The sequence below is a fragment of the Kitasatospora sp. NPDC050463 genome (assembly GCF_040655255.1).
Taxonomy (GTDB): Bacteria; Actinomycetota; Actinomycetes; order Streptomycetales; family Streptomycetaceae; genus Kitasatospora.
On sequence record NZ_JBFAJO010000123.1, the window covers coordinates 1 to 14,564 of the forward strand.

General features: G+C 72.6%; 11 protein-coding genes and 1 pseudogene. 4 read left to right on the plus strand and 8 right to left on the minus strand.

Annotation, left to right across the window (positions count from 1 at the left end):
* Positions 1 to 75 precede the first annotated feature (75 nt).
* Both AB0J08_RS38785 and AB0J08_RS38790 read left to right on the plus strand, forming a co-directional pair.
* Positions 76 to 297, plus strand: a pseudogene (locus tag AB0J08_RS38785) (HTH domain-containing protein); the annotation flags it as partial.
* Between the two features lie 203 nt (positions 298 to 500).
* Positions 501 to 1,595 carry a hypothetical protein gene (locus tag AB0J08_RS38790; RefSeq protein ID WP_360643957.1) on the plus strand — a complete coding sequence of 365 codons (1,095 nt, stop codon included), beginning with the start codon at positions 501 to 503 and terminating at the stop codon, positions 1,593 to 1,595.
* A gap of 145 nt (positions 1,596 to 1,740) precedes the next feature.
* Here AB0J08_RS38790 and AB0J08_RS38795 read toward each other — a convergent pair whose 3' ends face one another.
* Entirely contained in the window at positions 1,741 to 3,687 is a 1,947-nt protein-coding gene (locus AB0J08_RS38795) for a BTAD domain-containing putative transcriptional regulator (RefSeq protein ID WP_360643960.1), read from the minus strand.
* A gap of 111 nt (positions 3,688 to 3,798) precedes the next feature.
* Here AB0J08_RS38795 and AB0J08_RS38800 point away from each other — a divergent pair, with 111 nt between their 5' ends.
* Both AB0J08_RS38800 and AB0J08_RS38805 read left to right on the plus strand, forming a co-directional pair.
* Positions 3,799 to 4,677, plus strand: a complete 879-nt coding sequence (locus AB0J08_RS38800; protein ID WP_360643963.1) for an alpha/beta hydrolase — start codon at positions 3,799 to 3,801, stop codon at positions 4,675 to 4,677.
* Between the two features lie 363 nt (positions 4,678 to 5,040).
* The gene (locus AB0J08_RS38805) at positions 5,041 to 5,514 is read left to right on the plus strand and encodes a phage tail protein (RefSeq protein WP_360643966.1); all 474 of its coding nucleotides are present in this window, start codon (positions 5,041 to 5,043) and stop codon (positions 5,512 to 5,514) included.
* Between the two features lie 356 nt (positions 5,515 to 5,870).
* Here the strand turns inward: AB0J08_RS38805 and AB0J08_RS38810 are convergent, their stop codons facing one another.
* From AB0J08_RS38810 to AB0J08_RS38840, 7 genes are all read right to left on the minus strand, one after another.
* Positions 5,871 to 7,541, minus strand: a complete 1,671-nt coding sequence (locus tag AB0J08_RS38810; protein WP_360643969.1) for an AMP-binding protein — start codon at positions 7,539 to 7,541, stop codon at positions 5,871 to 5,873.
* Between the two features lie 712 nt (positions 7,542 to 8,253).
* Positions 8,254 to 9,147: a class I SAM-dependent methyltransferase gene (locus AB0J08_RS38815; RefSeq protein WP_360643972.1), complete on the minus strand. Its 894-nt coding sequence runs from the start codon at positions 9,145 to 9,147 to the stop codon at positions 8,254 to 8,256.
* Positions 9,144 to 9,740 carry an isochorismatase family cysteine hydrolase gene (locus AB0J08_RS38820; protein WP_360643975.1) on the minus strand — a complete coding sequence of 199 codons (597 nt, stop codon included), beginning with the start codon at positions 9,738 to 9,740 and terminating at the stop codon, positions 9,144 to 9,146. The genes AB0J08_RS38815 and AB0J08_RS38820 overlap by 4 nt, the downstream gene beginning before the upstream one ends.
* Positions 9,741 to 9,811: 71 nt before the next feature.
* Complete coding sequence (locus tag AB0J08_RS38825) at positions 9,812 to 10,918, minus strand: isocitrate/isopropylmalate family dehydrogenase (protein WP_360643978.1); 1,107 nt, start codon at positions 10,916 to 10,918, stop codon at positions 9,812 to 9,814.
* 74 nt (positions 10,919 to 10,992) lie between these two features.
* Complete coding sequence (locus tag AB0J08_RS38830) at positions 10,993 to 11,523, minus strand: calcium-binding protein (RefSeq protein ID WP_360643981.1); 531 nt, start codon at positions 11,521 to 11,523, stop codon at positions 10,993 to 10,995.
* 788 nt (positions 11,524 to 12,311) lie between these two features.
* Complete coding sequence (locus tag AB0J08_RS38835) at positions 12,312 to 13,814, minus strand: non-reducing end alpha-L-arabinofuranosidase family hydrolase (protein ID WP_360643984.1); 1,503 nt, start codon at positions 13,812 to 13,814, stop codon at positions 12,312 to 12,314.
* 494 nt (positions 13,815 to 14,308) lie between these two features.
* Positions 14,309 to 14,564, minus strand: a 256-nt coding sequence (locus AB0J08_RS38840) for an RICIN domain-containing protein (protein ID WP_360643987.1), incomplete at its 5' end; no start/stop codon positions are given.

A 14,564-nucleotide genomic window follows, 5' to 3' on the forward strand; every position in this document is an offset into this window, starting at 1 on the left:
ACGCCCCGGACCCCACCCCCCAGGCCCGAGGCGCCACACCATCAGACCTTCGCCCGATGCACGACCTGCACCTCGGTGAAGCTCTCCAACCCCCATGTCTCGCCGGTGCTGCCGCTGCGGCGGCACGGTCGGCCGGCCGCGGCCACGCCGGCCCGCGAGCCGGAGGTGTCAGCCCGTACCGCGCTGCGCGACAGCGATGCGCTGTCCGCGGCCGGTGTCCCGGTCCGCGCCGAACGCGGTCGGAACGGCGGGTTCGCGTTGCTGCCCGGATTCCGGACCGGACCCACCGGACCGAACCGCGGAGTCCACGCCCCACGTGCAGGGACACCCGCTCCGGGCAGCTACGATCTCCACCTGCCGTACACGCGTTCACCTGCGCCGTTCCGTGGCGACTCCCGTGGAGGACGCCGCGTGCGCGCGTCGCCGTCCCCCCACCGGGGGCCGGCCCGCGCCGGTTGAAGTGCCCGGCGCCCGCTCCCTCCGTTTACCCAAGGTCCCCCATGCCAACGCAAGCCGTCATCGCCCTCGCCTTCTCCGCCGCCGTGATCTGCGCATTCAAGATCGCCACCTGGATCGTCAAACGCAGGACGGCCCGCGACGAGGTCGAGATCGAGGTGTGGCGCGAGCGGGTGGTGACCGAGTTCGGCCTGCTGCCCGAGGACCGTCAGAACACCGGGCGTGCCTGCGCCGCGCCCGAACTCGATGCCGTCCGGGACCTCGCCGCGGCCGGTGACTGGCGGGCCTGCGCCGAACACCTGGCCGCCGCCGGCCGGGACTGGGACCTGCGGGAGCGGCTCGTCGAGGAGCTGGCGGAAGCCGCCGCCGAGGAGGACGGCTGGCTGAAGGCCTGGCGCGCCGAGCGGCCCGGGGATCCGGACGCCGCGGTCGTGCACGCCTGCGGGCTGGTGAAACTCGCCTGGAAGCTGCGCGGCGCGGCGTTCGCCGAGCACACCAGCCAGGAGCAGGCCGAGGGCTTCCACCGCGTGCTCGCCGAGGCCCACGATGCCTGTGCCGAGGCCCAGCGGCTCGCCCCCGAGGACCCGGTGCCGTGGGTCACCGAGCTGTGGATCGCCCTCGGTCTCGACTACCCGCAGGGGGAGTTCGACCGGGTCTGGAGCGGTCTGACCGCACGCGATCCGCACAACTACCCGGGCCACTACGCGGCGGTCCAGTACCAGTGTGCCAAGTGGCACGGCTCCGCACAGCAGGCCAACGCGTTCGCCGATCGCGCGGCCTCGGCGGCCCCGGAGGGCAGCCTGCTCGCCGGGATGCGGTTGATCGCGCTCCACGAGCACGAGCCGGACGGCGCCGAGGAGACCTACTGGTCCACCCCGTACGCGCAGGCCGCCATCGGCGACGCCCGCCGGGCCGTGGACGCGGCGCCCGCCGGCGACGCCCGCGCCGCCGAGATCCGGCACCTGCTCGCCTGGTGCTACGTCATCACGGACCGGCCGGTCGAGGCGATGGCGCAGTTCACGCTGGTCGACGGCCATGTGAACGCGCTGCCCTGGCGCTACTCGGAGGACCCGGCCGGGTACTACTGCCACATCCGGGCCGCCACCGCCTTCGCCGCCGACAGGCAGCTGGCCGCCTGACCCCGCCGCCCCGCCGCGGCACGGCCGCTCCCGGATCCCGGGAGCGGCCGTCCGCGCGTCGGCGCCACGACCCTGCCCGGCGTCAGCATCGGCGGTGATGATGCGGTGATGCGGTAATGCGGTAATGGTCGCGGAGTGCCGTCGCTCACCCCGCAGCGGCGCATGCGTCCGCCGCCGCCAGGTACGGCGCCACCGGGCCGAGGGTCAGCATTCCGCTGGCGGCGCCGGCGTGTTCGCCGTGGGCATCGCGCAGAGCGGCGGCGGCGCGTGCGGCGATCCCGCGCTCGCCGAGGCGTACGGCGGCTAGGGCGGTCAGGCACCACATGGCCTCCTGCAGGTGGTCGCGCGCCGGTTCGGGCAGCGCGGCGAGGGCGGTGCGGGCCTCCTCGACCCGGTCCTGGGCGAGCAGCACGAGGGGGCGCGCCCAGGGCAGGTGCGGGCCCCAGTCGAGGTGCGGATCCGTGGGCGCGGGCCGATCGTGCAGCAGGCGCAGCCCCAGGAGGGCGAGGGGGAGGAGGCCGCGGTGCAGCCCCGGCATCCCGGCCGTCCGGAGGGCGTTCTCGGCGGCGCGGTAGTGCGCCGCGACGGTGGCGGCGCCCGGTCCGCCGGGTTCGGTGCTGCGGGCGGCCGCGGCTCGGGCCCGGAACCATCCGGTGAGGACGGGTACGAGGGGCGCCTCGGTGCCGGCGGCGAGCCGCTCGGCGGCCTCGGCGTGCGAGGTCGCGGCGTCGAGGTCGCCGCGGGCCGAGGCGGACTGGAGGCGGACGAGTCGGCCGAGTACGGCGAAGTTCGCCAGCTCGTGCCGGGTGGCGAGGTCGAGGATCTCGGCGCCGATCCCGTCCCGTACCGCCGCGAGTCCGGGGCGGGCGAAGGATTGCAGGAACACCCCGTTGAGGGCGAAGGCCAGTAGGGCGGGATCGGCCAGGTGCCGTGCCAGCGCCTCCGCCTGCTCCGCCGCCTGCCGCGCGCGCCTCAGCTCGGCTGCGGACAGATCGGCGCTGCGGCTCTCGACGGCGACCGTGGCCAGGAGGCGGGCGGCCTCCGCGGGTCGGTCGGGGCCGAGCGCGGTGAGCGTGCGCTCGGCAGCCGCGACGACGGCGCGGGACTGCTCGGGGTCGTCGGCCCGGCTCCAGAGGGCGGGCACGTCGTAGGCACCGATGATCCGGGCGGTCAGGAGGAGGTCCCCCGTGCGTTCCGCCGCCCGGATCGCGGCCAGGCGCTCGCGCCGCGAGTGGACGAGGGCGTCGCCACCCGCCGGCGCGAGGGTGCGGGCCAGCTCCACGGTGGTGCGCGGGCCGAGCCGGGTACCAGGACCGCTCCACGCGGTCCGCGCGCCCGCGAGGGCCACGGACCCGGTGAGGATGTCCGTCTCCAGACGCTGCAGGTCGGCACCGGGATCGAGGCCGAGCTGGTCGACGAGCATCGCGCGCGCCCGGCGCAGGGCGGCCAGCGCGTCGGCCTGGCGGCCCGCGCTGTACAGCGCACGGGCGAGCAGACCCCACGCCGGTTCGCGCCACGGATGTTCCGTGACGTGGGCACCCAGTTCGGCGGCGAGACCGGCGGCGAGGCCGGCCCCTTGCCCGGAGTCGAGGAGGATACGGGCGCGCAGTTCCACCGCTTCCAGCCTCAACTCCTCCAGTCTGGTCCGCTCGCGCTGCGCCCAGATGGAGCCGGTCACATCGGCGTAGGCGGGTCCGCGCCAGTCCCCGAGTGCCGCGCCGAGGTCGGTCACCGCGTCGGGGTCGTGCCGGGCGCGGGCGAGGGCGTCCTGGAACCGGTGGACGTCCAGGTCCTCGCGCGGCAGGCGCAGCGCGTAGCCGGGACCTTCGGTGACGATGACGCGCGGCTGATCGCGGGGCGGCCGCTCGGGTTCGAGGGCGCGGCGCAGCGCGGCGACGAACGTGCGCAGAGCGCCCACGGCGCGGGCCGGCGGATCGGGCCAGAGGTCCTCGACGAGGGTGTCGGTGGTGACCATCCGCCCCTCGGCGGCGACGAGCCGGGCGAGTACCTCACGATGGCGGGGGCCGCCCAGGTCGACCGTGCCGCCCTGGTCGTCGAGGGCCCGCACGGCACCGAGCACGTCGATTCGCATGCCCCCATCCTCCGTGCCAGGGGTCCGCCGCGCCCAGCCGTACTGATCGGTTGCTGATCGCCGTCGCCCAAGCTGGTCCGGTCGGTCCCCGACCCGAAAGGACGGCTCTTCATGACGCTCACCATTCCCGGCTTCGATCACGTCCGCCTGCCCGGCGCGGACGGTGTGGAACTGGCTGCCGCCGTCGGCGGCGGCAGCAGCCCGGTCGTGCTGCTGCACGGCTTCCCCCAGACCCATCTGATGTGGCGCCACGTGGCCGAGCGGCTCGCGGACGAGCACACGGTGATCTGTCCGGACCTGCGCGGCTACGGCGCCAGTGACAAGCCGGCGGCCACCACTCCCGACGTGTACGCCAAGCGCGCCATGGCCGCCGACGTGGTGACCCTGGCGGCGGCGCTCGGCCACGAGCGCTTCGCCCTCGTCGGCCACGACCGGGGCGCCCTGGTCGCCTTCCGGGCGGGGTTGGACCACCCCGAGACCATCACCCACCTGGGCATCCTCGACGTCGTGCCGACCCTCGACATGTGGAACGTCCTGCACGGCGTCTCGGCGGCGGTCGGGTACCACCTCTTCCTGATGGCGCAGCCGCCGGGTCTGCCGGAGGAGTTGATCGCCAACAGCGCGGACGCATTCTTCGGCTCGTTCCTCGACACCTGGGCCGGTGACGCGACCGCCATGCCGGCGGAGGTGCGTGCCGAGTACCTGCGGGCGAGCGCGGCGGCGGTGACGTCCGTCGTCGCGGACTTCCGCGCCTCGGCGGGAATCGACGTCGTGCACGATCAGGCGGACCTGGACGCGGGGTCGCAGCTGGCCATGCCCGTGACGGTCGTCCAGCAGGACTGGGGCGCGCGGCTGGGCTACGACGCCGCCGCGGTGTGGAAGGCGTGGGCGCCGGACCTGGACCACCGGCTGACCCGGGCGGGGCACTTCATGGCCGAGGAGGCACCCGACGAGATCACGGCGGCGATCCGGGGTCTGCTGGCCCGCTGAGCCCGGTGTTCCGGACGCGCCGACCGACCGGGGCCGGGCCACGGCCGGTCGGCGAGCCCCGGGTCTCTCCGCTCGCGCGGGTGCCCGGCGCCGCCGCCCCGGCCCGCACCGCGGGTACGACGGACGGGCCGCCACCCGGGCGGCGCGACCCGTCCGCCGGTGCCCGCCCACTGGCGTGCCGCCATCGCCGACGCCACATAGGATCACCGCACGGGACCCCGCCTCGTCGAGCTGCTCCCCACCGCTCCGGGGGCGTGACCTGGGCGGGAACGTGACCTCGGCGGGGACGCGGTCTCGGCCTTCGCGACCGGCGTCCGGCCGAGGACCCTGTCACCCGTCCGCGCCCATGAGAGGGAATCCGCCATGACCTACGCCGTGGATTTCGTGACCGTCTCGACCGTCGGTCTGGAGTCGTCGCCCGTCGCGGACGCGCTCGCCGGGCTGCGGGCGAACGAGGCCCGCTATTTCAAGAGCAAGTACGACCACACCTTCACGGTGGAGCCCGCGGAGGAGGCCGCCGAGGTCGTCGACTGGGTCCACCGGATCCTCCGGGAGGAACGCGAGATCGTCATCGCGTCCAGGCCCCTCGAAGCCACCGCCTTCCAGGTCGAGAACATCAGGATGGCGTACGTCTTCTACGAGAACGGCCTGTCGGTCAACGTGATGTACACCCTCGACGACGACGGGAAGCGCGCGGTCGGGTTCAAGCTCTCGGACGGGATGGAGGTCCCGGAGGAGCTCGCCCAGCGGTTCAAGTTCGCCCGGCAGAAGTCGAAGCTCGCCGGGACCATCCGCGGGTCGTTCTTCGTCATCAAGAACGAATACGGCGGTCTGTAGGGCGTCGGGTCGCCCGGGACGAAAGGCACGTTGAGGTCGGGGCCGGTGGGGTCGGGCGGGTCCGGTCGGGCGAGTCGGACTGAGGTGTCCATCGGGGAGCGCGCGGGTCGCCGTCCGCGTGCGCTCATCTGCGGATAGTCGGTGAAGACCAGGTCGTGCTTCGGGCCGGCACCGGCCTCTCGCTGCCGCTCGGCACCACCCCGCTCACGACGCGCCGCCGGCGAGCGCGGCGGTTGGCGCGGGTGGGCTGTCACGGGGGCGGCTTCGGCCGGTCCGCAGGCGTCTCCTTCCGGGCGGCCCGTCGTTGGCCCTTACGGCAGGGTGCGTTCCGGCGCCCTGTCCTTGCGTTCGCACGCTTACGAGGAGCAGCGATGACCGAGCGGGATCTTCTGACAGCGAAGATCGAGCGGGGTTTCGACCACCTCGACGTGGACGGCAGCGGCACCCTCACCGAGGACGACCACGTGGAGATGGGCCGCCGGGTGGCGCTCTCCCTCGGCCACGCCGAGGGCTCCCCGGAGGCGGAGCGGATCACCGCCGCCTACACCGGCATCTGGCGGGAGGTGCACCTGCCGTTCCTCCCGCCCGGCAGTCAGGGGATTCCCAAGGACCGGTTCGTCGCCTCGACCCGCCTTGATCTCGGCGCAGAGTTCCGGGGTGAGGTGGCTGCCGGCCGCGGGCACGACGCAGGCCAGGGGGAGTTGTCCGGCCCTGCGGTCCGGGACCGGGACGAGAGCCGCGTCGGCGACCGCCGGGTGGGTGCGCAGCACCGCTTCGACCTCGGCCGGGGAGATCTGGTGCCCGTTGTACTTGATGACGTCCTTGAGCCGGTCGAGTACGTACAGGCAGCCGTCGGTGTCGACCCGGGCCAGGTCGCCGGTGGCCAGCCAGCCGTCGGAGTCGGTGGCCGCGACGAGTCGGCCGTCCGGGGCGAGGTGACCGGCGGCGACCTGCGGGCCGCGCAGGTGGAGTTCGCCGGTTCCGGTCGGCCAGTCGCCGGGGCCGTCCGGTGTCACCAGCCGGTATTCGGTGCCGGGGACGGGGTGCCCGCTCGAGCCGGGGCGGCGGGCGGCGCCGCGCCGGGTGAAGTGACAGGTGTTGACCTCGGTGAGCCCGTACGCGCCGTCCACCGGTACGCCCAGGGCGCGCTCACAGCGCGTGGCCGTCTCCGGGTCCAGGGGGGCGCCGCCGCTGAGCACCTGCTGGAGGCGGCCGGGCCGCCGGGGACGCGGGCGGTTTTGCGGGTGTTCGGCCTCGGCGGCGAGGTCGTGCACCATCGGCGGCGCGGCGTGGAGCACGGTGATGCCGTGTGCGGCTGCCGCGTCCAGGGCCGCCCGTGCGTTCCAGCGCGGGAGCAGCACCACGCTCGCGCCGGACAGCAGTGCGTGGTTGAGGACGTACTGCATCCCGAACAGGTGGCAGAACGGCAGTGCGCCGAGGAGCACGTCGTCGGGTGCCAGGGGCTGGGCGGCCGCCAGTTGGACCAGGCCGGCCACCGCGTTGCGGTGGGTGACGGCGACCGGTTTGGGGCTGGCGGTGGTGCCGGAGGACCAGGGCAGCAGGGCGAGCCCGGCCGGTGTCCCGGCGTTGTGGGAGTTGGCCCCGCCGGGGCCTGTGGAGAGGCGAGTGAGTTTGCCTTCGGGGCTGCCGAGCAGAGTCCGGGCACCGATCGTCTCGGCCCGGCGGGCGAGTTCCGGAGCCGGAGTGCGGGGGTCGACCGGGCTGACCACCGCTCCCGCGGCCAGTAGACCGAGCAGCGCGGCCGCGAAGTCGAGGCCGTTGGGCAGGGCGAGCAGCACCCGCTGTCCGGGCTCCACGCCGGTGTGCCGCGCGTCCTGCGCACGGGCCAGGGCGCGTTCGCGGACCTCCTGGTGGCTCCAGCGCTCGCCGGTGGCTCCGTCGATCAGCGCCGGGCGGTCACCGACTCCGGGCGGTAGGGGCAGCAGCAGTTCGTCGAGGGTGGCTTCGGGGATCTGCGGTGTGCTCTCGCTGCCGGACACGGCCCGCGACGGGGGCACGGTTGGCATGGTCTTCTCCGGGTGGGTGGGCTCGGGGCGTCCTGCAGGGCGACGTCCGCGCATAGTGCGCGCGGGCGGCGTCCTCACGCGGCGGGCGGTTCGTGGTGGGGCGTGGCGTGCGGGAGCGCGTCGGGGACCTGGAGCAGTTCGGTGACGGCCAGGGCGCGGGGGCCAGGCGGCGACACGCCTGGTCGGCCTGTTCGGGCAGTGCGAGGACCTGACGGGCGGTGAGCAGGCCGTGGGCGGAATCCCAGCCGCTGTGGGCGTCGATCTGTTCCGGGCAGTGCAGCTGGTACAGCTGGGCGGGCAGGGTGAGGGCCGGGGCGGGCCACCGGGCCGGAGTGTGCCACGTCTCGTGCAGCGTCTCGGCGGTGGTGCGCGCCGCGTGGGCCAGAGCGAAGCGCTCGGTCGTCCCGGTCCGCCCGTTCCAGGTGTCGAGGTCGGGGGCGGGGCCTGCGGGCCCGCCGGATGGGCGGTGAGTTCGGCGTGCAGGAGCCGTTCGGGGGCCCGCAACAGCCGGATGTGGCCATCCTGTGCGGGGAGGTCTGGTCCGGCGTCCGGCGCGCCCGTGGCAGGGGAGGCCTGGCGCGCCGGTGGCCGGATGTCGGCCGGCCACCGCTCAAACCTGTCGGCGGCCGATGTGTCGGCGAAGTTCGCCTGCGAGAGGACAAGCCGGACGCCACGCGTGTCTGAGGTCGCGCGGCCGGCGGGAGTACCAGGGTCAGGGGGACAGCCGCTTGGTGGCGAAGACCCAGCGGTTGGCTGCCAGGGGGTCGTCGCGCTCGGGGCGGGGCCCGCGGGGGTGGAGGTGGGCGTGGTCGAAGGGAGTGCGGACAGCGGTGTGCCAGCCGCGTGCGGTGAGATCGGCTGCGGTGTCGGGGCGGGGCCCGGCGGCGAACAGGGTGATCAGGTCAACGCCGATCCGTTCGCGAGCGGCGGTGTAGGTCGGATGGGCCCGAACCGCGCTGCTCTCCGGGCCGAGCTTGACCTCGTAGGCCAGTGTGCTGCCGGGGACGCTGAGGCCGTCGAGGGCGCCGATCAGGTGTCGTTCGGCGGCGGGCGGCAGGTAGAGCAGCAGACCCTCGGCGAGCCAGGCAACCGGCTCGGCCGGATCGAGCCCCGCGGCGCACAGAGCGGCTGGCCAGTCCTCGCGCAGGTCGACGGGGACGGTGCGGCGGTCGGCGCTCGGTTCCTGCCCGAGGCCCTTGAGGACGTGCTCCTTGTAGGCGAGCACCTCAGGTCGGTCCAGCTCCCACACCGTGGTGCCGGGCGGCCACGGCAGGCGGTGCGCCCGGGAGTCCAGTCCCGCGCCGAGCAGCACCACCTGGCGTACGCCACAGGACGTTGTGGCCAGCAGGTGGTCGTCCAGCACTAGGGTCCGAAGCGCGAAGTAGCCCGCCAGCCGGCCCCAGAGCGGATCGTCCGGGGAGACCTGCGCGGGATCCGACGGCCAGTTGGCGCACCCAGGGTCGGCCCGCACGAAGTGCTCGGCGTACGGGTCGCGGGCCGGCGCGTCGGGCCGGCGGGTCTCGATGGCGCGGGCGGCGGCGACGAGCAACGCGGTGCGGCCGACGCCGGAGCCGACCCCGGGGCCGGGGGTGGTGAGCGTGCTCATCCGCGTCCTCCGGAGGATGCTTCGGTTGTCAACGGCACTGCTGTGGCGGCGAGTCGGTCAACGGTGGTGATGCGGGCGCCGTAGACCCGGGACATGAAGCGCAGGATGTCGGCGTCGGCCAGGTGCAGTGCTGTGGTGCAGTCGCGCAGCACCGTGAGGTGGAAGCCCCGTTGGAACGCGGTACGGGCAGTGGAGTCCACGCAGACGTCGGTGAACATGCCTGCCATCACCAGGTGTTCGACGCCCTGGCCTCGCAGGTAGGGCTCGAACGACGGGTTCAGGAAGGCGTCGAAGTAGGCTCGCTTGGTGAAAACGGCCTCGCCGGGCTCGGGGTGAACCGCGTGGAACTCGGCGCCGTGGCTGCCCTCCAGGCACTTGGGCTGCTTGCCGAGTTCGGCGTCGCGGCGCCGCCAGGCGGCCCCCTGGTGGGCGCGGTCGCCGAGGAAGCGGACGAACACCACTTCGATGCCCAGGGCCCGGGCGGTGTCGGCCGCCTCGGCGCACCGCGCGGCCCTCTCGGCCAGCAGTGCCGGGTCGCCGGGGAAGCGGGCGGTTGCCAGCGGCCCGGCGCAGAAGTCGTTCTGCAGGTCCACCAGAACCAGGGCAGTGGCACCCGTTCCGGTGGCCGATGGCGCGGGCGGGGGCGGCACGGGAGTGGAAGTGCTCACTGCGAAACCGCAGTTGGGAAGGCCTCCGACTTGGCCGGTGCGGGCACCGCGCCGGACGTCCGGTCGAGTTCGGCCAGCAGGGCCTGGACAATCTCCGTGGTGGAGGCGCTCCCGCCGAGATCGGGGGTGCGAGCCCCGCGGGCCTGTACGGCGGTCAGGGCCGATTCGACGGTGGCCGCCGCGCCCGGGCAGCCGGCGTGCCGCTCGGCGATCCGGGCGGCGGCCCGGATGGTGGCGACCGGGTTGACCAGGCCCTGGCCGGCCAGGTCGTCGGCGGAGCCGTGCACGGTCTGGTACTCCGTCAGCCCGTGCAGGTCCCGGTGAAGGTGCACGTTCTCGGTGCACCGGTTCTCCTGCCGCTGGGAGCCGTAGCGGTCGAGCAGCACCACGTGCATGATGTCCGCCCACTCGTTGCCGGCCACCAGCACGGTGCGGTCCTCCACCCCGTGCGTGATCAGGTTGCGGTTGACCGTGTCCGGCTGGAACAGGGTGACCTCCACACCGAGGTCGCCGGACAGGCCGGCCGTCCAGTCGTCCAGCGCCCCGTCGAGGAGGTGGTACTTGTAGGCCATCACCACCTGGGCCGGGCCTTCGCCCGGCCACTGCTCGTGGGCCAAGCGCACGGCGTGCCTCGTCACCTGCTCGGTGACGTCACGGCTGAACTCCATGGTGCGCACGACCCGGCCCGGGGTGTGGCGGTTCTCGCCGGTGTAGAAGCCCTGCGCCTGGTCCCGGACCAGCAGCAGCCGGGCTCCGTCCGCGTCCAGCGCCTCCACCTTGACGGCCGTCAACCGTCGGCGGACAAGGTAGAGCGACTGGGCGTTGATCGCGGTGCGGAACACCGCACGCACCCCGTCCGCTGCCTGCTCCCGGCAGAAGCGCTCGTAGTGGTCGGCGTCCTGTTCGGTGAGGCGCGCGGCGTGCTCGGTGCCGCAGGCCTCGGCGCGCAGCGAGAGGTAGGAGTGGTAGAGCCGGGGCGAGCGGACCACCTCGGCCTTCACGCCGTGCAGTTGAGTGATCCCGTGTAACACGTCCTCGAAGACGGAGGCGAGTTCGGGGCCGGTGCCCTGGCCGACGGCCAGGGCGATGCGGGGTGCGTTCATGCGGGCCTGCCTCGGATTGCTGGGAGGGGAGGGGGTGCGGGCGCCGCCCCGCACCAGGCGGGGCGGACGGTGTGTCAGCCCGGCAGCGAGACCAGGTGGTCGCCGGGGATCCCCGCCTTGTCCGGGGTGTAGTAGTCGCGGATGCCGTCGGCCCAGGCGGTCACCGCGATCCGGCCACCGGCGTCGGGGCCGAGCGCGTCGAACAGCGCGTTGGTGTTCGACGCGTCAAAGCCGATGGCGGTCATCAGGCCGAGGATGCGGGGCCGCTCGATCAGGCCATCACCGTCGGGATCGCCGAGGGCGGCGAGAGCGTCGGCGAACGCGGCGGCGGTCGGCGCGAAGCGCTCGGGGTCGAGCACCGATGCCTCGAACTCCCGCGGGCTGATCACGCCGTCACCATTGGCGTCCAGCACCCCCACCAGCACGTCCCAGTAGCGGCGCAGGCTGTCGGCCAACGCCTGGCGGTCCTGCTGCGCCGAGTCGGTGGCGACGGCCAACACCCGCTCGCTCATCAGGTCGAAGTCCTCGGTGTCGAGCACCCCGTTCCCGTTGGCGTCGAACAGCTTGAACACCAGCGCGGCACGCTGAATGGCTTCATCTCGCATGGTCGGTCTCTCCTTTGGGGCCATTCGAGCCAGGACTGCCCCGGCCCGAACTCCGCTCGGGGACGTCCGCACGCCCCGGGCCGGCCCCAATTCTTGATGCATCACGATCGGGCACCGGACCCAAGTGACGATTCTTCACCCAGGCGAGCGAAGTCGTAGGACGAGATGACATGACGGCGTATCTGTTGCCCCGCCGACGTGACGGGCGCGCGGACGGGAGCCAGGTGGCGGCGACGCGCTCGTAGGCGTCCCGCAGCCGCGGCCCGAGGTGGTCGACTCGGAGGAACGCCGGCCCGGCAGATCGGGCAGGTCTCCAGCTGAACACCGCGCCTCTTGGGCGGGCAGGTGGCGCAGCGGTAGTAGCCGCAGCGGCCTTGGTTGGCGTTCGGCAGGCCGCGGCGCTGGCGGCTGGCGACGGTCTCCCTCCACGTCTCGGAGGGCTGATCGGAGACCGGTGGAGGAGGTTCCAGGCGTCGCCGTTCTTGACGAAGCCGGCGCCTCGGGTGGTGGTGATCTTGCGGTTGCCTGCCCAGCAGGTTCGGGGGCGTGATCGAACTGACAACGGCGCAGGTGATGGCGGCTTTCACCGGTAACGTCCAGGCTGCTGCACTCCTAACTGGTGCACTCGAAGGCGGCGAGCGCTACCGCCCCACCTCGCGCCTTCGGCGATCGTGATGCACCACCCGGCCTCCAGTACGGCAAACGCACTGGGCCCGGGACCGAGGATGAGGAACCCCAGCCGATGTGCGGCCGGGGTTCCTCATCGTGATCACCGTGGAGCAGGCTGCTCAGCGCTGCAGGGTGAGCAGGCCCGGCCGGTACGGCAGGTCCAGGTATTCGGTGCCCGCCGGGACGTTTTTGAGAAGGCCCTGGTAGAGGAACTGCAGGTTGCAGGGATCGATGGTCATGGTCTGGTCAGGATTGTCGCGGACCAGGTCACCGTGGCTGACGCCCTGGGCCCAGGTGGAACCGCTGTTGGCCTGGCCCGCGAAGGGGCTGCTCTCGCTGCCGGCCTGGACTGTCCACGGACCGTTCAGGCTGGGGGCGGTGAACGAGCGGAAGTAGCGGTTCGTACCCTGCGCCTCAACGATCATGAGGTACTGGTTCTGGCCCTTGACCTTGTAGACCTCCGGCGCCTCGAACAGAAGCTGCTCCGTGTCACTCATGACCGTCGTGTACGACGAGCCGAAGCTGCCGGGGAAGTTCCCGATCGGCATGCTCGCCCGGTAGATCTTGCCATTGTCACCGGCGAAGAACAGGTACATGTTCTGGTCGTCGGCGATCATGGTCGGGTCGATCGGGGCGTCCCTCCGGGCCCCGGGGCCCTCTGGGAGGCTGCCGGTGAACAGCGGCTGTGCGGCGGACCAGCCGTTGGGGTTGGTGGGGTCGCTGGACGTGCGGTAGTAGAGCGGCCACTGACTCCACTGGGACACCATCACCCAGACGTTCTTGGGCGCGAAGTAGAACAGTTCGGGCGCCACCGCGGGCTGGTTCATCCCGGTCTGGGTGGCCGCTCCCATGTCCGACCAGTTCGCGAAGGGGCTGAACGCCGTCGAGCCCCACGACGTTCCGTTGGAGGTGGTCGCGTAGACCAGGTTCTTGCCGTTGTACTTCACGGTGGTGAAGTCCTTCAGCGCGAGCTGCCCGTTCGCCGGCTCCGCCAGCGGGCCGGTCGAGGTCCAGCGGTAGGTCGTCGGAAGAGCGCATGTGCCGGTGGAGACGTCGGCGACGGGGACGAGTTGCCACTGCTGGTTGCTGCCGCCCCAGTCGGCGTACTGGACGATCTTGCCACCGTCGGCGGTGGAGGCGCTCTGGACCTCGAGGGCCTTGCTGCTGTGGCGGTTCAGGAGGCGGACGTAGCCGTCGGGGGAGTCGGCGAGACGGAACTGCTGGTTGGTCGCGTTGAGGTCGCTCCACTGGACGACGTCGGTGCCGTCGGCCGAGGACCAGTTGTAGTTGTCCAGGACCTTGCCGGAGTTACGGTTCTGCAGGCGGTAGTAGCCGCTGCCGGAGTCCAGGAAGCGCCACTGCTGGGCTTCGTTGCTCGTCCGGGTCCACTGGACGACGGGCGAACCGTTGGCGGTGGCGAAGTTGTAGTCGTCCAGCGCCTTGCCGCTGTTGCGGTTGACCAGCACGTACCACTTGCCGGTGTCGACCGAAGCCGCCGAGGCGGACGACGGGTTCACCATGGCCAGGAAGCCGGCCACGAAGACCATCGAGAGCAGGGCGGCGATCCGAGGCCGCCATCCTCGCCGTATCGAGCTTCGCGGAGCTGTACCGAGCGCGTTCATCTGCACCCTCCTAGGGGCGACTTGGGCAGGGATCGGTCCTTCTCGGTGCGTGCGGACCGGGCACGGCACGTCTGAGGCGGCGGCAAGGCGTGACCCCTGCGGGGTGGGGCGCACCGGATCTGCGGCGCATTGTTAGCGCTCACAACTTGAAAGTCGAACATCCGGCGTGCTGCAGGGAGGAAACCATGGGGCATGAGAGGTCGTCAAGCACCACGCCGAAACCGTCCCGTTACTGGGGCGTCATCAGAATCCCGTCCTGTCGAAGTGGTTGGCGGGGCAGATGTGAGCGCTCATGCGCTTCGGTGCGGGCGGCAGTTGGCTGGACTCTTCCAGTGATCTTGATGGCATCGCGGCGTCCATCGGCTCGGTCGGCGACGCCTACGACAACGCCCTCTTGGAGAGCACGATCGGTCTGATCGGCTACCCCGGCCGGCGAAAGGCTCTGGACGGGGTCGGGCGCCGGGTTGCCGGCCCGGGCCCGACCCTGTGGTGGTTCAGCTCTTGCCGGTCAGGCGCCAGACCTGGTTCTTCTTGGTGGCCAGGGCACTGGCGGAGTCACAGGTCCACTGGTGGACCAGTGCTCCGGCGGCGGTGGAGATTCCGCTGACGTCCACGCACTTGCCGCTGTGCACCGCGACGAGCTGGTAGTCGTCGTCGGTGACCGGCCGTAGCGTGAACTGCTGGTTCGTGCCGCCGTGGCAGGTCCACTGGTTGACCGCCGCGCCGTCGGCGGTGGATGCGCCGCCGACG